Genomic DNA, 19,768 nt, shown 5'->3' on the forward strand with positions numbered 1-19,768 from the left:
AACCGATCAGAAAGGGAAATTTACATCAGCAAGTTGGATCATCTTTTCGAGAGATTTGAAGGAGGCTTGTTTTGCCCTTCGCAGTTCAACCTCATTTGCCGCTAGCCGGAGAATTTCGCTCACCCATGCATCGGGATCATTGGGAAGATGAGATTCGTAGGGAACCGCGCATCGATTGAAGACGTCGCATCTTGAGTAAAGACCAGCAGCACCTAGACGTGCGACGTCGACCCGTTTGGTATCGGCCCGGACTTTGTTCGTTTTGGTATTGAGAAGCGGGTTAAGGGCAATGTCCGCACCACTGTTATGCCCCCACGTCGCATACTCAAGCCACCTCATGGTTTTACGAACGGTGTAGCGCCCGATCGGAAGTCCTGCATTGTGCCAACCGTTTGCGATGCTTCCGTCCGCCAAAACCTCGAAGTGTAGGGCCGGATCGGCGTTCAGCACCCTGCGGATGATTGGTTGAAGGAATGCGTGTTCTTGTCGATGGATTCCGGTGGCGTGGTAGACGATGCGCAGCGTCGGAAAACGGCCAGACGGAATTAGATCTTTTGGTCGCAATGCAGGCGGAAGCGGGTGCAGCACTTGAACCTCGGCGCGCTGTCCACCAAGGACCTCGGCGAGTGCTCCAGTTGAAGTCCACACATGGCTCAAAAGCGCGTTCAACTGAACAAGCGGTAGAACCCCAAGACGAAGCAAATTTGCCTTGTAGCGCAAGCTTCCGTCAGGACCGACCACAACCGAACGTAGGTCGTCATCGATCAGGAGCGCAACGCCTGCCAATCGTGCCCGGACCTCTTTCAGCCATCTGATCTGTGTAGGCTTGGCATATCGAACGAGGATGACGAACAATCCCTCGGGAGAAAGGTCGTCAAGTCGATCATCTAGGCTACGCACTATTGCCGGGACCGTCAGATGCCGCAACCGCTGCTCGATATAGTAGCTGAAGGTCGGGTTCTCGCCTTTGATCAAGACGAGAATTGCTCGAACGTCTTTACGGGCGAGCCGCCGCCCTCGCGGCTCAGGTCTGGGAAGCCGATCATAAAGTATTCGGTTGATGCCACAACGGAAGTCCAGCACAGGATTAATTTAGCCGGGTTCGCAGTACGGATAACAGCCCTAATGTCGCGCCCCATACGAACAGGCTACCTATGAAAATCAGACTGATCCAGAGGATGCGCCGCGGGAACTCAGCCTCTTCCGGCAGTGTGGGTGCAAGGAATGGATCAAGATAGATAAGTTGCTGCTTGCTGAGGAACTGAACCTGTTCAAGTGTCTTTACCGAAGCAGCAAATTGCTTTTCTGCAAGGGTCTGCTCCAGCTCGATCTGCGACATGTCAAGTGAAACGTCAGCAAGACTAGGCTGAGTTCGTGCCTGCTTTGCCGTTCTCCCAGCCAGTTGAGCTTTAAGATCATCAACCTGAGCCTGTTTGCTCTTGATCTCCCGTTCCAGCACTTTCATCTGAGGCGCATCTCGAGAGACAATTGTTGACTGTGAGGCGTAACGTTGCTGGAGATCCAAAACCTCCTTCTGGATTGAACTGATCAGCGTCGTGATTAACAGCGAGTTCCCTTGTACATTGAGAACGCCAGTATTGTTGCGGGCCGCCTGAAGCTTTTCACGAGCTGCTTGTAATTGGGCCGCACTCTTTTCGAGATTTGCGCGTGATGTCGAAATCACGTCTTGCCAGATGCGGTCGTTGACCTCGTTCACCACTTGCTCTGAAGCTGCGACAACGTGCTTGAGCACGTCTTGAGCGTCCTGAGCTGAGAATGCCCGAACCTTGACTGTCACAATTCCGCTGGAGGGACTGATCGCTGTCGAAACCATGTCCTCCCAATATTCAAGCAGGCGTTCGGAGCTGACGTTGTTTGGCAAGCGAGCTACGAAATCCACATCCTCACTCGAGTAGATCTTTCGGATGTCGATTGTCTGCGCAAGGTCCGATAGAATTTCTGCGCTACCTATGTAATTGGTCACAATTTGCGTGTCTTGAACCACCTTGCTTGATGGGAGACCGGTGACCTTCGCTAACTGGTCCTTACCGATCGCTGGACTCGAACTGCGAACGGTGAAACGAGCCTCCGATTCATATTGGTCGGAGGCGATGAAACCAAAGTAGCCAACAGACGCCAAATTGGGGATGATCAAATCCACCAACGTGACAAGAATGACGGCAGCCGTGAAGACCTTGTCAATCATTCGCGGTCGTAACCCGACCGCTTTGAAGAGATTGCTTCGGTTCGAGGTTGCAAGGCGCAGCTTTCGGGCGGTCACGGAGAGGCGTTTGGACACCTCCCTACTATGATCCAAGGCGCCTTGGCGTGAATATGCAGCTGGGTTGTCGCTCATGATTTCCGTGCCGCCTACCGATTCAACTGATAATAGGCTTGGATTGCTGGCTCTACGTTGTCAAAGGTGATCATCCTACCATCGACCAGAACCATGGCGCGGTCACAATAGGATTTAATAGTATCCATACCATGGGAAATCATGATGATATCCGAGTTTTTACGTCGTTTCTCAAACGCAGCACGGCACCGCTCCTGGAATCGCGCATCGCCAACCGCGGTAATCTCATCAACAAGATAACAATCAAACTCGATCGCCATCGAGAGACCGAAAGCTAAGCGAGCGCCCATGCCTGAGGAATAAGTCCGAACAGGGGCGTAGATGTAGTCTCCGAGTTCCGCAAAATCCTCGACAAAGCGGCTCACTCGGTGCGGATCTTCGCCATAAGCGCGTGCTACAAACTTCAGGTTGTCCCGTCCCGACATGTTAGGATGAAAGCCCCCGGCGAAGCCCAATGGCCACGATACGCGAACGTCCTTCTTGATCCGGCCGGAGTTCGGTAGAATTGTACCAGCGATCATGCGCATGGTCGTCGATTTGCCGGCGCCATTCACTCCCAAGATACCGTAGGAATAACCCGATTCGAACTCGATACTAGCCCTTTCAAGAATCGTTTTCCGATGTTGTTGCGTCTTGAAGTATTTTGTAACGTTCTGGAACTTGATCATTTCACGTTGTTACGCCTTATGATCTTCGACGGAAGCCCAGAGGAGCATCAGTGTTGCCCAAAACACCAGTAGGCCCAATGCGATAATGAAGGGCGTGGAAAAACGCTTCGGATATAGAGATTCCTCTGGCATCGATGGTGGCACGAAGACGGTAAGATAGAGAGCCTTGCGAAGCGACGCGGCCAAAGCTGCATCATAGTTGCTTCGCGCCGCTTCATAGAGCTTTTCAGCAACCAAGCGATCCGTCTCGAGCTTGGAAAAGGTGAGCAGCGTGGTTGCGACGCTGGCGTTCTCCGGCCCCGTCAGCTCGGATCGGAGCTTTTCGACTTGCGAATCAAGGCTGAGTTTCGTCCGTGCCAATTGCTCGTATGCTGGTGACTTCTCGGCAGACGACTGCTTGAGGACAAACAGGCGAGTCTCGAGCTCAAGCTTCTGTGCAAGGAGACCCGCAAGCAGTTTCCCGGTTTCCATCGCTTGCATCTCAGGACTAAGAAGACCGGACCCGACTTGGAACCGATTTAGGGCGGCCAGGGCGTCAGCGTAACCTTCCCCAGTCCGTTCGACTTCTCGGCGGATGCTGGCGACCATATCCTGTTGGGCACGCTGATTCAGCTCGTTGATAAGTTGCTCACTTTCAGCCACGATAGCTGCCGCGAGCTTCTTAGAGTTCTCCGGGTCGAACGTGCGCACTCGCAAAGTGATGATGCCGGAGGGCCCATCGATATATGCATTGACCTGCTTCTTCCAATATTTCAGGAAGCTCTCAACAGGCTCGTCCCGGTCAAACCTTGAGAGGAAATCAACGTTGCGGCCTGCAAACATGGACCGGTAATCGATGGTTTTGCCGATTCGATTGAGCAACTCAGCCGACTGGATAAAGCTCGTGACGATGTGCGCATCTTGCGTGGCAGCATCCAGGCTGATGACGCTGCTGTCGGAGCCTTCCATCTGTGACTGATCAGCCAAGGACCGTACGGCGAATCTTGCCTCGGCGGTATATTGATCTGTCGCGACGAAGATGAAGTAATAAAGCGAAGCCAAGAACGGCAGCAAGACGACTGTGATAAACGAAATCAGCTTGATCGGCGGTTGCCCGCCTGTTTTGGTCGCAACCTCGTCTTCCTTACTTGGCGATTGCGCAAGATCGACAATCTCTCCGCCAGCCTGCCGCGCTAATGGAAACGCTCGGCGTTTTCCGATAGGCGAGAACACACGGGCAGTCCATCCGCCCTGCACGACCTTGTCTTCGGCAGGACTAGCGGTTCGACGGATCTGCATTTCGTTCTAAATCCTTGGACGTATCTTCACGATCGGCTGAGATTAACGCCTGGCGAACATAGTAGTCAAAAATAAGGTCCTCTTCCAAAAGAACCTCGGCGGATGGGATCGACTTCAGTGCTCCCGCGATCGCTTCGATCAGCATCTGCCGCGGAGGAATCACGAGATCGTCAGCCTCTATATCCAGAAATTCCCCGACAGCATCTTGGAATGACGGCAGGTTGGTGTGGTGTCCAACGATGGCGAACCGCGACAGGAGGTCGATCGCGGCCGCAACCTCACTGCGATTGACCCGTTGATCGGGTGAACTGCAAGTGAATTGGCGAGTGACTGGAGAGGCCAACACGTTCGCAACCTTTAACGGCGCCTTCTTGAGAAGTGTCCGCAAGGAACGCGCGTCTTCCAAATTTGCGTCGGCAAAATATTCGATCGCTGGTGCGAGGATCAGTTTGTCGCGTTCTCCTAGAAAGCCGGTTGGGGTGGAAGCCATGCGCTTAAAAAGGAATAGACGCATGGCCATTTCATAATACGGGTCCGACAAGAGCACGATCCCCTCGAACCCTTTGCCGAGAAACTCCTCGTAATTGCGCATCAGCAAACGGCCACTGAGATAAACAGAACTCACAGCATTCAAGTGGAAAGTCTGAAGCGCGGTCTCGTGACCAAATCGCTCCAGTGAAAAAAGCTCATACTGAAATACCGATCCACAGTTTCGGTCGAACTTGATGAGAGGCAATATCTGCGTTTCGAGTCGAAACACCTTCTTTTTGACCATTGGGTTAGGGCGGCGGCGATAGATTAATAATCCCGATTTCGCGTCATGGATCGTTAGCATCGCTCGCGTTCCTATTCCGGGAATATTGTCTTGATCCAAACGGAAGCCGACAAAACCGTTTTGATGCCTTCCCGACGCTACAACAGCGGGCCTAGCTTGATCACATGGGAACGTGCCGACTATACCTCCCTCGTCAGATACCCGGATGTAAGGCTGCTCCGAGAAACCATCAGGAATAACGTAACCCTCGAGAACGTCCCCTCGATCATATTCTATATTAAATAGCACTTGATCAGCCTCAGGTGTCGCCTAAGCACTCCACTTTTACAGTTTCTCTAGCACTTGGCGTAAGATCGTCATTCGCTACGAGCGCGAGCAAAAATAGAGAAGCAAGGGCCACCGGAATGGGCGGGTTCATCATCATGGATAATTACATGCTCAAAACCGAGCCATTGGAGCAGCCCGACAATGTCCTCCTTATGCATCCAATAATGCCGATCCCTAATACCTCCGCAGAATGACCTGCTCTCATTCGCATGTTGATAACTGCGTTCATAGTACCGCACGTTGTAGCCATTAACTGACCGAGTCTCGATCTTCCCGGTAAACGGGGTGCGACGAATGTCAGAATCCGGCATGGCAACATCATCGAAGTAATGGGTCCAGATATAGAGAGAACGTGTTTGTTCCGATACGCGTCGCAGGAACCCTCCTGGATCTGCAAGATGGTATAATACCCCTGAAGCGACCGTAAGATCGTAAGGATCTCTAGGTGTCTCAAGCCATCTTTGAGCATCTCCGAGATAAAACGTAGCGCGATCTAGATCTAAGATCTGCTTTGTCACAAGGCATCTGAGGTAACAGATGCGATTTGCTTCTATCGCATCTATGAGCTTCGGACGCCACTTGTTCAGCATGAACGTATGCATCCCTTCCAGGGGGCCAACTTCCAATATCTTCTTATCTTCGATTTCACCGTATTGGCTGATGGCCCACTCAATCCTTGGGTCCGCGTAAAGATGGTGTGGACCAGCCTTCAGATCTAAGCTTGCCGGGAAGGCGGAGTTCCAGCCTGCCAACGCTTCAATGGCGTTTTGATGATGAGGCGTGCTGGTCACATATTGGTCAAAACTTGACTCAAATTCCGAGGAAGGCGCTCTTCTGCGGAGAAAATTTCGGATTCTGGATATCATCGGTTGCTCAGCCATTGCGTTCGTCACGCGGGCTTTGATGCGCCGATCGCAAACGCTAAGCAAGCCTCCAGCGGTGAAATAAGTTTGCTAGAGAAGTCCATATATAAGAAGATGGCAATGCATCCTCATAAAGTAAGGCAAATGCACGGGGCAGTGAAAAGCAATAGGTAATCTTCTGCAGCCCCGGCAGAGATGCGCGAGGACCAGGCGCTCCACCGCTCGATCTGATGCGGTGTATGCGTAGTTATCGGGAAGGCTATTAGCTGGTCGGAGTGGAGTGATTCGAACACTCGACCCCCACGTCCCGAACGTGGTGCGCTACCAGACTGCGCTACACTCCGTGACCAGCGGCGCCTCTATAGACCAGCATTTTTGTTTCGACAAGCGCCTCTTTGAAAAAATCGAAAGAAGATTTTGCGGCGGGCTCCAGAGCCCTTCAGCCGTTGCAAAAAAGCGGCGCATGGAGCTTTTTGAGAGGCGAGGGGCACGGCGTGCTCGCAGAAGGCGCGGCAAATCTGATAGTGACTTCGCTCCGAAGGCCAAGCCTGTTCTTTCACATCAAGGGATCTCTTACCATGAGCCGCCGCGCTGCCGCATCCGCCATCATTCTGGCAATCGCTCTTTCCTCCTGCACAACCGCAAAAGGCGTGGCGAGCAACCCGATCGAGACGCGCTGGGTCGGCCGTTCGGCCGGCGAGTTCTTTGCAAAATACAGCCCACCGCTGAGCGATTATGACGACGGCTCCAACACCGTCTACAACTGGCGTGGTGGCTACAAGCGCATCAAGCAGCAGAACGGTCGCAGCTCAAGCGTCAGCTGCTCGGCCAAGATCACCGTATCCAGCAGCTACGTGATCCGCGACATCACCATCGTGTCGGATCGCCCCGGCGCCAATGGCCCGAGCTATTGCACCGAGCTCCTGACGGCGTCCTGATAAAAACAAAGCCGCCCGGATTGTTCATGTCCCGGCGGCTTTTGATTTCGTTCTGGCGAGCGCGTCAGATGTCGCTTGCAGCGTCGCAGAAGATGTCAGCCGCCTGGCTGGCGGTCATGCGCTTCACCTCAGTCTCGTCGCGGCGACGCCTGAAGATCTCGCTCGCCATGATCTGTTCGGCAAGATCGGCCGGCAAGGACATGATTACCCGCTCACCCTCCCGCTGGATCTGGATGCCGCCGAGATCTTCGCGCCTGACGGTGATCATGCCACCTGCCACCGTATTCAGCGTATCGGGGTCGATGATGATGAAGGCGCCGGTCAGCCGGTTCTGGTCATAAGGGTCGAAGACAGCCTGTTCCTCGAACGACAGGTGCACCTTGCCGATCGCGTTCATGGCAAGCTTCGTGGCATGCGGCTGCCACTTGCCGGTCGAAAGCTCCAGCTGTGACACTGGCTCGATCGTCACGCGCTGGCGGCGCGAGCCGCTTTTCAGCCAATAGCGCTTGCCGGGCTCGATGCCGCTTGGCTGCAGTGAGACGATCTGCGCGTCGAAGCGGTCGCCGGTCATCGGCTGCGCGTCGATGGATACGATCATGTCGCCGCGTGCCACATCCACCTGCCGGTCGAGCACGAGGGTGACGGCATCACCCGCCACCGCCGCATTGCGCACCAGGTCGAAGGTGACGATCTGCTTGACGTTGGCGACAGTGCCGGACGGCAGGACGGCCACGGAATCGCCCGGCTTGATCGAACCGCCGGCGACCGTTCCCTGGTAACCGCGAAAATTTTCGCCCGGCCGCGCCACGCGCTGCACCGGCAGGCGAAAACCGCCCGCCTGGGCTGAGCGCACCGTGGCGAGTTCGAGCGCCTCGATCAGCGTCGGGCCCTCATACCACGGCATGGCGCTGCTCGAGGGGTAAACGACATTCTCACCCTTGAGGGCAGACATCGGGATTGCGGTGATCTGGCGCACGCCGAGCGACAGCGCGAACTCGCGAAACTCCTGCGAAATCCGGTCGAAGATCGCCCGGTCGTAATCCACGAGATCGAACTTGTTCACCGCCAGCACGAATTGGCGAATGCCCATCAGTGACGCGATCGTCGCATGGCGACGCGTCTGCTCCAGCAACCCGGCGCGGGCGTCCGCCAGGAGCACGGCGAGATCGGCAGTCGAGGCGCCGGTCGCCATGTTGCGGGTATATTGCTCATGGCCGGGCGTGTCGGCCACGATGAAGGAGCGACGGTCGGTCGAGAAGTAGCGGTAAGCGACATCGATGGTGATGCCCTGTTCCCGCTCGGCCTGCAGCCCGTCGAGCAGAAGGGCGAAGTCCGGCAGGCCGAGATCGTTCTGCTTGCCGCTGTCGCGCGAAAGCGTCGCCGCCTGGTCCTCCTTCACCGCCTTGGTGTCCCACAGCAGGCGGCCGATCAGCGTCGACTTCCCGTCATCCACCGATCCGCAGGTGATGAGTCGCAGCGGCCGGCTGTCGCGCGCCTTGACAGGCTCCACGAAGGGAAGGATGGTGGCGGAGGTCGAAGGTGCGGGAGCGGTCATCTCAGAAATATCCTTCGCGCTTCTTCTTTTCCATCGAGCCGGACTGATCCCTGTCGATGGCGCGGCCCTGTCGTTCCGAAACGGTGGCGATCTCGAGCTCGGCGATCACCTCTTCGAGCGTGGTGGCGGTGGAGGGAATAGCGCCCGTCAGCGGAAAACACCCAAGCGTGCGGAAGCGGATCATGCTGCGCTTCACCTCTTCGCCCGGCTGGAGCTCAAGCCGCGGATCCTCGGCGAGGATCATCATGCCGTCGCGCTCCACATAAGGGCGTTCGGCGGCGAAATAGAGCGGCACAAGCGGAATGTCTTCGGCCTGGATGTAACGCCAGATATCCACCTCGGTCCAGTTCGACAGCGGGAAGGCGCGCACGCTTTCGCCCTGGCGGATCATGCCGTTGTAGATGTTCCAGAGTTCCGGGCGCTGGTTGCGGGGATCCCATTTGTGGTCCGGCGTGCGGAAGGAATAGATGCGCTCCTTGGCGCGCGAAGCTTCTTCGTCGCGCCGTGCGCCGCCAAAGGCTGCGTCATACCCGCCGGCATCGAGTGCCTGGCGCAGGGCCTCGGTCTTCATGATGTCGGTGTAGAAGGCCGAACCGCGGGTGAACGGCGTAATGTTCTCGGCCTTTCCCCGCGGGTTGGTGTGCACGACCAGGTCGAGGTCGTATTTCGCGGCGATCTCATCGCGAAACTCGATCATCTCACGGAACTTCCAGGTCGTGTCGACATGCAGGAGCGGGAAGGGGACCCGGCCGGGGTAAAACGCCTTGCGCGCCAGGTGCAGCAGCACGGAAGAGTCCTTGCCGATCGAATACAGCATGACCGGCTTGTCGAATTCCGCCGCAACTTCGCGGAAGATGTGGATGGCTTCGTTTTCGAGGGCCTTGAGGTGGGGGTCGAGCGGCGGGCGGGAAACGGGTGGGTTCTTGATGTCCGTTTCCTGAACTGACAGGGGCATTACGGTCTCCGGGTATTCTGAAACAAACACAAAAGTCTAGCGGGCGATCTGGCTCGCTTGTGGGGTGGCCTGGGGAACAGGCTGAGCAGCGTTTTCCGGCACATGCAGGCCGCATTCGCGCTTTTCGTCGTTTTCCCACCACCATCGGCCGGCGCGTTCAGGTTCGCCGGGCTTGATGGCACGGGTGCAGGGTTCGCAGCCGATCGAGGGGTAACCCCGGCCATGGAGGGGATTGACGGGAATGGCTTCCGCCGCAACATGGGCGCGGATCGTCTCGATCTCCCAGTCGGCAAGCGGGTTCACCTTGATGAGGTTCTTGTCCGCGTCATACTCTGCAAACGGTATCAAGGCGCGGTTGCCGGACTGGCCACGGCGCAGGCCCGTCACCCAGATCTCCGCGCCGGCCAGTGCCCGCGCCAGCGGCTTCAGCTTGCGCACGAAGCAGCAGGCGTGCCGTGCCTGGACGCTTTCGTAGAAACCGTTCAGACCATACTGGGCGGCATAGGCCTCGACGTCCTGCGGCTCCGGCCGGAAACGGCGGATCTCGATGCCGTAGCGTTCTTCAGTCTGCACGATGAGGTCGACTGTCTCCTGAAACAGCCGGCCGGTCTCGAGCGTGGAAACGTCGATCGGCAGTTGGTGCGTGCCGATTGCCGCGGTGATCACCTGGTCCTCGATGCCAAGCGAGGTGGTGAACACCGCGCGTCCGGTGCGCGCGACTAGCGCCAGGCGGCCGGCGAGGTCCAGCCGCGGCAGTTCCACGTCAAGCATTGCTGCCAGCGTGGCAGGATCTTGTTGGATGGGCATGTGGAGTGTCATCGGAAGGCTTTCATCGTCTTTTCCTAAAGTATCCACGTGCTTTTGCGAAAAGACAGGAAAGCCGGTTTGTTTGGCGTCGGATGTGGAGCAAATCTCACTCCAAAGATGCGTTCACACAGAAAACTTGCCGCCTTCATGATTTGTGACTGCATTTGCGGCAGGAAACCGCCGCATTGGTTTGTATTTCTTGGGAATTTGAGCTATGCCCGAAGAACGTCCAGCAAGTCCCGCTCTGCGGGGTCAGGTTGGGCCGGCGGCGGGTTTGGAAAATCCGTGCCGCAGCTTGAAAACCAAGCCGATGATCGGCGTTGCAGGGTGCTCAAACATCTTGCGGCGGCGTATTCTTTTTGATGGTTGCGTGATGATATCCCAAAAGGCAAAATATGCCTTGCGAGCCTTGACGGCTTTGGCGCAGGCTGATCCGGACGAGCCGATGCTGATCTCGGAGATTGCCGTCCAGCAAAGCATTCCGAAGAAGTTCCTGGAGCAGATCCTTCTGGACCTGAAGCGCTCCGGCATGGTCGTCAGCCGCCGCGGCAAGCAGGGTGGTTATCTCCTCCTGAAGCCGGCCGATACCATCACCTTCGGCGAAGTTCTGCGCCTCGTGGACGGGCCGATCGCACCGCTTCCCTGCCTTTCGCAAACGGCCTATCGGCGCTGCGAAGACTGCGATGGCGAACACCTGTGCGAAATCCGCCACGTCTTTGCCCGCGTCGCCGACGCGACCCGCAACGTGCTCTTCAACACCACGATCGCCGACGCCGTGGAAGGCGCAGGCGGGCTCGAGCCAGCACCGGTGCGCGAACTGCTGACGGCGTGAGCCTGGCCTAGAGCCATTTACCCAATCGCCGTCACCTCTAGCTCCTGCTCACCCACGGTCACCAGTTCCCCGATGGCCTTGCCGATCAGTGCTCGCGCGACCGGCGAGACATAGGAGATCGTACCCTGTTTCGGGTCAGCCTCGTCTTCACCCACAATGCGATAGGACTGGACGCGGCCGTCCTCGCGGCTGAAGGTCACCGTGCTTCCGAAGGCGACGACGTCGGTTGAACCGGGATGCGGCATCACCTGCGCAGTGCGCAACCGTTCGGTGAGATAGCGCAGGTCGCGTGTCGGCCCGGCCAGTTGCCGGCGTCGCTCGTTGACGTCTTCGATCGCTGATGCCGCCTCGTAAGCCGCACGTGCTTCCGCGAGTTGCGCCTCGAGCGCCTTCAGCCCGGTCTCCGTCACGAGGTTCGGGTGAGGGGAGATGGGACGGTCCGGCAGCAAGGTTTCTGCTGCGGTTTCCGCGCTCTCTTCCTTCATGAATGCGACGCTCAAGCCAAACTCCTGTTCATCTCGTTTATGCTGATGTACCCTCATATGGTGTCGTCGGGAAGCGAAGGGAACGGCCCGGGAGCTAGTGGGAGGTATCTGGAGGGCCCAGTTCCGGTGGATTGGGTTTCTGTCCGCACCCGTTTCGGGAGTGCTCCTGTTCTTCCCCCTCGACCGGCTCCAACGTGTTCTTTGCTGCCTGAACCCGCCCGCGGGAAACAGTTTTGCCTTCTTTTGGGCGTCCGTTGACTAAGACGACTGCCTCGATAGAGTTTCAGGAGAACCTCAGGAGGGAACTGCATGTTGAATTTCGCCAAGCGCTTTAGCGCCGCAGCACTCGGTCTCACGCTCTCGCTTTCCATGCCGCTCGGCGCCGTGACTCCGGTGTTTGCCGCCGATCAACTGCTTAACGTGTCCTATGATCCGACACGCGAACTCTACAAGGATGTGAATGCCGCCTTCACCAAGTACTGGAAGGCACAAGGGGGAGACGATGTCGTCATCCGCCAGTCGCACAGCGGCTCCGGCGCCCAGGCCCGCTCCGTCATCGATGGCCTCGAAGCCGATGTCGTGACGCTGGCGCTGGAATCCGACATCAACGCGATCGAGAAGGCGGGCAAGATCAAACCGGGCTGGCGCACCCGCCTGCCGAACAATTCCTCGCCCTATACGTCGACAATCGTTTTCCTTGTCCGCAAGGGCAATCCGAAGGGCATCCAAAACTGGGGCGACCTCGTGAAGGACGACGTGCAGATCGTCACGCCGAACCCGAAGACCTCCGGTGGCGCCCGCTGGAACTATCTTGCCGCCTGGGCCTGGGCCAATGAGGAGTTCAAGGGCGACCAGGAGAAGATCAAGGCTTACATCGCCGATCTCTACAAACGGGCACCGGTGCTTGATACGGGTGCGCGCGGCTCGACCGTCACCTTCGCCCAGCGCCAGATCGGCGACGTGCTGCTGGCCTGGGAAAACGAGGCCTATCTTGCCGGCGAAGAGTTCGGCAAGGACGCCTTCGATATTGTCGTGCCGCCAATCTCCATCCTCGCCGAACCGCCGGTTGCCGTGGTGGACTCAACCGTCGATGCCAAGGGCACGCGCAAGCTCGCCGAGGCCTACCTGCAGTTCCTTTATACCGATGAAGGGCAGAACCTCGCCGCCAAGCACTATTACCGGCCATCGAAGCGCGACGTCGTGAAGCCGGAGCTCTTGAAAGCCCTGCCGGACATCAAGCTGGTGACGATCGATGATCCGATCTTCGGCGGCTGGCGCAAGGCACAGCCGGAGCATTTCGGCGATGGCGGCATCTTCGACCAGATCTACAAGCCAGCTGGAAAGTGAACCGGGCCTGCCGATGACCAACATAGCTACCGCGCCTGCGCGGTGGCGAATGAAACAGCCGAGCATCATCCCCGGGTTTGGGTTGACGCTCGGCTTTTCGCTCGCCTACCTGTCGCTGATCATCCTCATCCCGATCGCCGGACTGTTCTGGCGCAGCGCCGCCCTCGGCTGGGGCGGCTTCTTGTCCATCCTGATGGATGAACGGACGCTGCGTGCGCTTTATGTCTCCTTTGGCACGGCCTTCGTGGCGGCCGCGGTCAATGTCGTGTTCGGCGTGGTCGTGGCCTGGGTGCTGACGCGCTACAATTTCCCCGGGCGGCGGCTGATCGACGCCATGGTGGACCTGCCGTTTGCGCTGCCGACAGCGGTTGCCGGCATTGCGCTTACCGCCATCTATGCGCCGCAAGGCTGGGTCGGTTCGCTGTTCATGCCGTTCCGCATTGCCTTCACGCCGCTTGGCATCGTCATCGCGCTGATCTTCATCGGGCTCCCCTTCGTGGTGCGCACGGTGCAGCCGGTGATGGAAGAGATCGACCACGAAGTGGAGGAGGCGGCGGCCACCCTCGGCGCCAACCGCTTCCAGACGATCACCCAGATCCTGCTTCCGGCACTGACGCCGGCGCTTCTGACCGGCTTTGCGCTCGCCTTTGCCCGTGGGGTCGGGGAATACGGTTCGGTCATCTTCATCGCCGGCAACATTCCTTATGTCTCCGAGATCGCGCCGCTCCTCATCGTCATCAAGCTCGAGGAGTTCAACTATGCAGGCGCGACGGCGATCGCGACCATCATGTTGCTGATCTCCTTTGCCATGCTCTTCGTGATCAACCTCATCCAGGCCTGGAGCCGCAGGAGATACGGCAATGCCTGACCAGAGCCGTTCGATCGCGCCCCGCGCCCCCCGTTTCCGCAATCCCGCCGACGAAGGCCTGGGCGCCAAACTGCTCCTGACCTTCCTGGCGCTCGCCTTCCTCTTGTTCTTCCTGCTGATGCCGCTGCTGACTGTGTTCGTGGAAGCGTTCCGCGGCGGTTGGGACACCTATGTTGAAGCGCTGGTGGAGCCCGATGCGGCGGCCGCCATCCGCCTGACTCTCCTGGTTGCGGCGATCGCCGTGCCCTTGAACCTCGCCTTCGGCCTTGCCGCCTCCTGGGCAATTGCCAAGTTCGATTTCCGGGGCAAGGCCTTCCTCATTACCTTGATCGACCTGCCGTTCTCCATCTCGCCGGTCATCTCGGGCCTCGTTTATGTACTGCTTTTCGGCAGCGGCAGCCTGCTCGGACCATGGCTGAAAAGCTTCGGGATCGAGGTGCTGTTTGCGGTTCCGGGCATCGTACTCGCCACCGTCTTCGTGACCTTTCCCTTCGTGGCGCGCGAGCTGATCCCGCTCATGGAAGACCAGGGCACGGGAGACGAGGAGGCGGCACTCTCGCTGGGCGCCTCCGGCTGGCAGACCTTCTGGTATGTGACGCTGCCCAACATCAAGTGGGGCCTGCTTTACGGCGTGCTTCTCTGCAACGCGCGCGCCATGGGCGAATTCGGTGCGGTGTCGGTAGTGTCCGGCCGGATCCGCGGCATCACCACCACCATGCCGCTGCATGTCGAGATCCTGTATAATGAGTACAACATGGTCGCAGCCTTTGCCGTCGCCTCGCTGCTTGCGGGTCTTGCGCTCGTGACGCTTGCTCTCAAGACAATCCTGGAACTTCGCTTCGGTGCCGGCAATTCCGGCGGCAGACACTAAGGGCAATATTGAATGGAAGTGACCATCCAAAACATCCGCAAGGAGTTCGAGCGCTTTCCGGCTCTCAACGACGTGTCGCTGAAGATCGCGTCCGGGGAACTCATTGCGCTGCTGGGACCCTCCGGCTCAGGCAAGACCACGCTGCTGCGTCTGATTGCGGGCCTGGATTTCCCGACTGCCGGCAGCATCTTCTTTGGTGACCAGGATGCCTCGCATCATTCCGTGCAGGAGCGCAATGTCGGCTTTGTATTCCAGCATTATGCGCTGTTCCGGCATATGACGGTGGCGCAGAACATCGGCTTCGGGCTTAAGGTACGCCCTGCCGCAAACCGGCCGCCCAAGGCCGAGATCCGCCGTAGGGTATCGGAACTCCTGGAAATGGTGCAGCTTGGCGGGCTGGAGAAGCGCTACCCGAACCAGCTTTCTGGCGGCCAGCGCCAGCGTGTGGCGCTTGCCCGCGCCATGGCAATCGAGCCGCGCATCCTGCTGCTCGACGAGCCGTTTGGCGCGCTCGATGCCAAGGTCCGCAAGGAGCTGCGCCGCTGGCTGCGAGAATTCCACAATCGCACCGGCCACACCACCGTCTTCGTCACCCATGACCAGGAGGAAGCGCTGGAGCTTGCCGATCGCGTCGTGGTGATGAGCCAGGGCACGATCGAGCAGGTCGGATCGGCCGATGATGTTTATGACCGGCCGGGTTCGCCCTTCGTCTTTTCCTTCATCGGCGAGTCCTCCCAGCTTCCGGTGGAGGTGAGGGATGGCACGGTGCTGTTCCAGGGCCAGCCGATCGGCAGTGCGGAAGGCGCGGCGGGCGCCGGACAGCTGTTCTTCCGCCCGCAGGATGTGGAACTGGTGGAAGCGCAGCACGCGCTGTTCGGCAAGATCACCGCGCTTCGAAGACTGGCCGGCACGCGCATCGCCGAAATCGACATCGCCAATGACGGGCATGCACCCTACCACGTGGAGGTCGAAGTGCCGCTGCATGCACCGGTGGAACTCGGCAGCACGCTGCGCTTCCGCCCCACACGCTGGAAGATTTTTCGCGATTGATGCCGCCGTAAGAAGTGGCCGATGAGGACATCTTGCCAATCAGGCCAATCACGCGCATCATGCATCGCAATTGCAACGCATGAGGTGATGCCATGAAGACCGCAACCATACCGTCGCTTCGCGTCGATCCGGAATTGCGCGCCGCCGCCGAAAGCGTGCTGAAGGAAGGCGAGACGCTGTCAGCCTTTGTCGAAAGTTCGCTGCGTCAGCAAGTGCATGTCCGGCAGTCACAAGCCGAGTTCATCGCGAGGGGGTTGGCATCACGTGAGGAGGCTAGGCGCACCGGAGAGTACTACAGTGCTGACCTCGTCCTCGGGGAACTGAAGGCCATGCTCGCTGCTAAACTAGCTGAAGAGGATGGCGATGAGCCGCGCGATTAGACTAACCAAGCGCGCGCGAGAAGATATCCACCGACTATACGGCTTTCTGTTGCGACAGGACAGATCTGCGGCGCAACGGGCGTACCTCTCGCTCGAGAAAGGAATCGCCGCCATATCCGAGTTTCCGTTCAGCTACCGCAAGGTTGACGCCGAGAACGCCTTCCTGCGGGAAATGCTGATCCCGTTTGGAAACTCAGGTTACGTGGTGCTCTTCGAGATCGAGGAGAACCAGAACATCACTATTCTCGCCGTCCGCCATCAGCGCGAAGACGATTATCATTGATCAGCGATCGCTCACCGCGGCGCGTGGGTTGACCCATGGCTCCTGGTTGGAGCGGGGCAGGGGCTGGCGCCCGAGGATGTGGTCCGCGGCCTTTTCCCCGGTCATGATCGATGGGCCGTTGAGGTTGCCATAGGTCACATGCGGAAAGATCGAGCTGTCCGCCACACGCAGGCCCTCAACCCCGATCACCCGGCATTCCGGATCGACAACCGCGAGCGGATCGTCGGCGCGGCCCATTCGGCAGGTGCCGCAAGGGTGGTAGGCGCTTTCCAGGTGCTCGCGCAGGAAGGCATCGATCTGATCGTCCGTCTGGACCTGCTCGCCCGGCTGGATCTCCGGCCCGCGATAGTCATCAAATGCCTTCTGGCTGAAGATCTCGCGGGTCAGGCGCACGCAGTGCCGGAACTTGATCCAGTCTTCCTCGTGGCTCATGTAGTTGAACCGGATCACGGGTTCGACCGCCGGATCAGGGGAGCGCAGCGTCACCGTTCCGCGCGACTTCGACAGGTTGTAGCCCACATGCACCTGGAAGCCGTGGCTTTTCGCCGCCGCACGGCCGTCATAGGAGATCGCCACCGGCAGGAAGTGATACTGGATGTCCGGCTGTTTCAGACCCGGCTGCGAGCGCAGGAAGGCGCAGGCTTCGAACTGGTTGGATGCGCCCAATCCGCTCTTTGTCATCAGCCACTGGGCGCCGGCGACGCCCTGCCAGAACCAGGGCAGCCAGGAATAAAGCGAGACAGGTTTGGTGGAGACCTGCTGGAAATAGAATTCCATATGGTCCTGCAGGTTGGCGCCAACGCCCGGCCGGTCCGCCTTCACCTCGATTCCCATCTCCTTGAGATGCGCGGCTGGCCCGATGCCCGACAGCATCAGCAGTTTCGGCGAGTTGAACGAGGAGGCAGCAACGATCACCTCGCGATTGGCCGTCACCGTCTCGGTCACACCGCGACGGGAGATCTCGACGCCCGTGGCGCGGCCGTTTTCGATAACGATCTTCCGGGCATAACCGTGCACCAGTTGCACGTTCGGCCGCTTCAAGGCGGGCCGCAGATAGGCGTTTGCCGCAGACCAGCGACGGCCCTGGTGGATCGTCTGCTCCATCAGGCCGAAGCCTTCCTGCTTTGATCCGTTGTAATCCTCGGTCGTCTCGAAACCGGCTTGCGCGCCGGCCTGGATGAAGGCGTGGAACAGCGGGTTCTTCACCGGCCCGCGCTGCACATGCAGCGGCCCGTCGGTGCCGCGCCAGCCGTCCTCGCCGCCGTGGCTGTGTTCCATCCGTTTGAAGTATGGCAGCACATCGGCATAGGCCCAGCCGGACGCGCCAAGCTCCTCCCAGCGATTGTAGTCCTCAGCATGGCCACGCACGTAAACGAGGCCGTTGATGGAGGAGGAGCCACCCAGCACCTTGCCGCGCGGCGCAGTGATGCGGCGGTTGTTGAGGTTCGGCTCTGGCTCCGAAAGGTAGCCCCAGTTGTAGCGCTTCATGCTCATCGGCCAGGCAAGCGCCGCCGGCATCTGGATGAACGGCCCGAAATCCGAGCCGCCCGCCTCGATGACGATCACCGAATGTTTGCCGTCTTCCGACAGGCGATAGGCCATGGCAGAGCCGGCCGAGCCGGAACCGACGATAACGAAATCCGCACTTCTCATTCCGTACCCCTCAATACGGTGCCTCGACCTTGCCCATGCCGACATAGACCGTCTTCAGTTCGGAATAGTGCTCAAGCGCCGCCAGTGAATTCTCCCGCCCGAAGCCCGATTGCTTGGAACCACCGAAGGGGATTTCGACCGGGCAGAGGTTGTAGGTGTTGATCCAGAGCGTGCCGGCCTGCAATTGGTCGACCACCCGGTGCCCGCGAGAAAGGTCTGCGGTGAACACTCCTGCCGAAAGGCCGAACTCGGTCGCATTGGCGCGGGCGACCACCTCGTCCTCGTCATCGAAATCAAGCACGCACATCACCGGCCCGAAAATCTCCTCGCGGGCGATGGCCATCTCGTCGGTCACATCGGCGAACACGGTCGGCTGGATGTAATACCCTTCGCCCGTCACATGGTTCGGCAACCCGCCGCCGGTAATCAGCCGTGCGCCCTCGGCCTTGCCCTTGTCGATGTAGGACAGGACCTTCTGGCGCTGGTCGAACGACACCATGGGCCCGAGTTGCGTTGCCTCGTTCAACGGATCACCGATGATGATCTTCTCCGTGCGCTCCTTCAGCCGCGACAGGAAGGTGTCCTTGACCCTCTTCTGCACGAAGACACGTGTCCCGTTGGAGCAGACCTGGCCGGTTGAATAGAAGTTGCCAAGCATCGCCCCGCCGATCGCGCTGTTGATATCGGCATCGTCGAAGATGATCAGCGGCGACTTGCCGCCGAGCTCCATCGTCACGTGCTTCAGGTTTCCAGCGGCAGCCGCGGCAACCTTGCGGCCGGTCGGCACCGAACCGGTGAGCGAGACCTTGGCGACATCGGGATGGTTGACGAGAAGCGGCCCGGTGGCGCGGTCGCCCTGGATCACGTTGAAGAGACCCTTCGGGAGGCCCGCCTCAAGGAGAATCTCGGCGATCTTCAGCGCCCCGAGTGGCGTGTTTTCGGATGGCTTGAACACCATGGCATTGCCGGCTGCGAGCGCTGGTGCGGCTTTCCAGCAGGCGATCTGCTGCGGATAGTTCCAGGCGCCGATGCCGACGCAGACGCCAAGTGGCACGCGCTTGGTATAGGCAAAGTCGCCGCCGAGTGGGATATAGCTGCCGTTCATGCCGGCTGCGATCACACCGCCGAAGAACTCAAAGCTGTCGGCGCCGGAGGTCGGATCAGCGACGATCGTTTCCTGGATCGGCTTGCCCGTGTCGAGTGTCTCGAGTTCGGAAAGCTCGCGGTTGCGCTCGCGCATGATGTCGGCGGCGCGCTTGAGGATGCGACCGCGCGCGGTGGGGCTCATCGCCGCCCATTCCGGCTGGGCGCGTTTGGCAGCCGCAATCGCCTGTTCCACGATCGCCGGCGTTGCCGCATGCAGGCGCGCAATCACCTCGCCGGTCGCCGGATAAAGGCTCTCGATCGCCGTACCCTCGGTGTCCTCGACATATTCCCCGTCGATGAAGTGGCTGGCCTTTGGCTGGGCTCTCATTCT

General features: G+C 59.0%; 20 protein-coding genes and 1 tRNA gene. 8 read left to right on the forward strand and 13 right to left on the reverse strand.

The features are described from left to right. Positions 1-6: 6 nt before the first annotated feature. The 7 genes from CYG48_RS02405 to CYG48_RS02435 all read right to left on the reverse strand — a co-directional run bounded on the left by CYG48_RS02405 (position 7) and on the right by CYG48_RS02435 (position 6,611). On the reverse strand, positions 7-975 hold the full coding sequence (locus CYG48_RS02405; RefSeq protein WP_118848919.1) for a hypothetical protein: 969 nt from the start codon (positions 973-975) through the stop codon (positions 7-9). A 112-nt stretch (positions 976-1,087) separates the two neighbouring features. After that, complete coding sequence (locus CYG48_RS02410) at positions 1,088-2,356, reverse strand: capsule biosynthesis protein (RefSeq protein ID WP_118848920.1); 1,269 nt, start codon at positions 2,354-2,356, stop codon at positions 1,088-1,090. A 14-nt stretch (positions 2,357-2,370) separates the two neighbouring features. Beyond that, on the reverse strand, positions 2,371-3,024 hold the full coding sequence (locus CYG48_RS02415) for an ABC transporter ATP-binding protein (protein ID WP_118848921.1): 654 nt from the start codon (positions 3,022-3,024) through the stop codon (positions 2,371-2,373). 9 nt (positions 3,025-3,033) lie between these two features. Further along, entirely contained in the window at positions 3,034-4,302 is a 1,269-nt protein-coding gene (locus tag CYG48_RS02420) for a capsule biosynthesis protein (protein WP_118848922.1), read from the reverse strand. Then, positions 4,280-5,137: a hypothetical protein gene (locus CYG48_RS02425; RefSeq protein WP_199925192.1), complete on the reverse strand. Its 858-nt coding sequence runs from the start codon at positions 5,135-5,137 to the stop codon at positions 4,280-4,282. The genes CYG48_RS02420 and CYG48_RS02425 overlap by 23 nt, the downstream gene beginning before the upstream one ends. Before the next feature lie 296 nt (positions 5,138-5,433). Beyond that, complete coding sequence (locus tag CYG48_RS02430; protein ID WP_245450391.1) at positions 5,434-6,285, reverse strand: class I SAM-dependent methyltransferase; 852 nt, start codon at positions 6,283-6,285, stop codon at positions 5,434-5,436. A gap of 249 nt (positions 6,286-6,534) precedes the next feature. Beyond that, positions 6,535-6,611, reverse strand: a tRNA-Pro gene (locus tag CYG48_RS02435). Positions 6,612-6,845: 234 nt separating this feature from the next. On the opposite strand from CYG48_RS02435, the gene CYG48_RS02440 reads away from it, so the two are divergent. Beyond that, positions 6,846-7,205 (forward strand): hypothetical protein, encoded by a 360-nt coding sequence (locus CYG48_RS02440; protein WP_118848923.1) that lies wholly within the window; start codon positions 6,846-6,848, stop codon positions 7,203-7,205. 64 nt (positions 7,206-7,269) lie between these two features. Here the strand turns inward: CYG48_RS02440 and cysN are convergent, their stop codons facing one another. From cysN to CYG48_RS02455, 3 genes are read right to left on the reverse strand one after another with little or no spacing between them, the layout of a single operon-like run. Then, complete coding sequence (gene cysN / locus CYG48_RS02445; protein ID WP_118848924.1) at positions 7,270-8,760, reverse strand: sulfate adenylyltransferase subunit CysN; 1,491 nt, start codon at positions 8,758-8,760, stop codon at positions 7,270-7,272. A gap of 1 nt (position 8,761) precedes the next feature. Continuing rightward, positions 8,762-9,715 (reverse strand): sulfate adenylyltransferase subunit CysD, encoded by a 954-nt coding sequence (cysD, locus tag CYG48_RS02450; protein ID WP_118848925.1) that lies wholly within the window; start codon positions 9,713-9,715, stop codon positions 8,762-8,764. A 36-nt stretch (positions 9,716-9,751) separates the two neighbouring features. Continuing rightward, entirely contained in the window at positions 9,752-10,522 is a 771-nt protein-coding gene (locus CYG48_RS02455) for a phosphoadenylyl-sulfate reductase (RefSeq protein WP_118851450.1), read from the reverse strand. Positions 10,523-10,895: 373 nt separating this feature from the next. Between CYG48_RS02455 and CYG48_RS02460 the strand changes: the two genes are divergently transcribed. Then, positions 10,896-11,354 (forward strand): RrF2 family transcriptional regulator, encoded by a 459-nt coding sequence (locus CYG48_RS02460; protein ID WP_118851451.1) that lies wholly within the window; start codon positions 10,896-10,898, stop codon positions 11,352-11,354. A gap of 17 nt (positions 11,355-11,371) precedes the next feature. On the opposite strand, the gene greA is transcribed toward CYG48_RS02460, so the two are convergent. Next, complete coding sequence (gene greA / locus CYG48_RS02465; protein WP_118848926.1) at positions 11,372-11,854, reverse strand: transcription elongation factor GreA; 483 nt, start codon at positions 11,852-11,854, stop codon at positions 11,372-11,374. 294 nt (positions 11,855-12,148) lie between these two features. Between greA and CYG48_RS02470 the strand changes: the two genes are divergently transcribed. From CYG48_RS02470 to CYG48_RS02495, 6 genes are all read left to right on the forward strand, one after another. After that, the gene (locus CYG48_RS02470) at positions 12,149-13,186 is read left to right on the forward strand and encodes a sulfate ABC transporter substrate-binding protein (RefSeq protein WP_118848927.1); all 1,038 of its coding nucleotides are present in this window, start codon (positions 12,149-12,151) and stop codon (positions 13,184-13,186) included. A 13-nt stretch (positions 13,187-13,199) separates the two neighbouring features. After that, a complete protein-coding gene (gene cysT, locus CYG48_RS02475; RefSeq protein ID WP_118848928.1) occupies positions 13,200-14,054 on the forward strand; it encodes a sulfate ABC transporter permease subunit CysT in 855 nt (284 codons plus the stop codon). Continuing rightward, positions 14,047-14,925: a sulfate ABC transporter permease subunit CysW gene (gene cysW / locus CYG48_RS02480; RefSeq protein ID WP_118848929.1), complete on the forward strand. Its 879-nt coding sequence runs from the start codon at positions 14,047-14,049 to the stop codon at positions 14,923-14,925. The genes cysT and cysW overlap by 8 nt, the downstream gene beginning before the upstream one ends. A gap of 12 nt (positions 14,926-14,937) precedes the next feature. Next, positions 14,938-15,975, forward strand: a complete 1,038-nt coding sequence (locus CYG48_RS02485) for a sulfate/molybdate ABC transporter ATP-binding protein (protein ID WP_118848930.1) — start codon at positions 14,938-14,940, stop codon at positions 15,973-15,975. Between the two features lie 92 nt (positions 15,976-16,067). Continuing rightward, positions 16,068-16,355 carry a YlcI/YnfO family protein gene (locus tag CYG48_RS02490; protein ID WP_118848931.1) on the forward strand — a complete coding sequence of 96 codons (288 nt, stop codon included), beginning with the start codon at positions 16,068-16,070 and terminating at the stop codon, positions 16,353-16,355. Further along, complete coding sequence (locus CYG48_RS02495; RefSeq protein WP_118848932.1) at positions 16,339-16,638, forward strand: type II toxin-antitoxin system RelE/ParE family toxin; 300 nt, start codon at positions 16,339-16,341, stop codon at positions 16,636-16,638. The genes CYG48_RS02490 and CYG48_RS02495 overlap by 17 nt, the downstream gene beginning before the upstream one ends. On the opposite strand, the gene betA is transcribed toward CYG48_RS02495, so the two are convergent. Both betA and betB read right to left on the reverse strand, forming a co-directional pair. Continuing rightward, on the reverse strand, positions 16,639-18,291 hold the full coding sequence (betA, locus tag CYG48_RS02500) for a choline dehydrogenase (protein WP_118848933.1): 1,653 nt from the start codon (positions 18,289-18,291) through the stop codon (positions 16,639-16,641). It abuts the gene before it with no gap. 10 nt (positions 18,292-18,301) lie between these two features. After that, positions 18,302-19,765 carry a betaine-aldehyde dehydrogenase gene (gene betB / locus CYG48_RS02505; RefSeq protein ID WP_118848934.1) on the reverse strand — a complete coding sequence of 488 codons (1,464 nt, stop codon included), beginning with the start codon at positions 19,763-19,765 and terminating at the stop codon, positions 18,302-18,304. Positions 19,766-19,768 lie beyond the last annotated feature (3 nt).

The sequence above is a fragment of the Neorhizobium sp. SOG26 genome, from assembly GCF_003491345.1.
GTDB classification, from domain to species: domain Bacteria; phylum Pseudomonadota; class Alphaproteobacteria; order Rhizobiales; family Rhizobiaceae; genus Neorhizobium; species Neorhizobium turbinariae.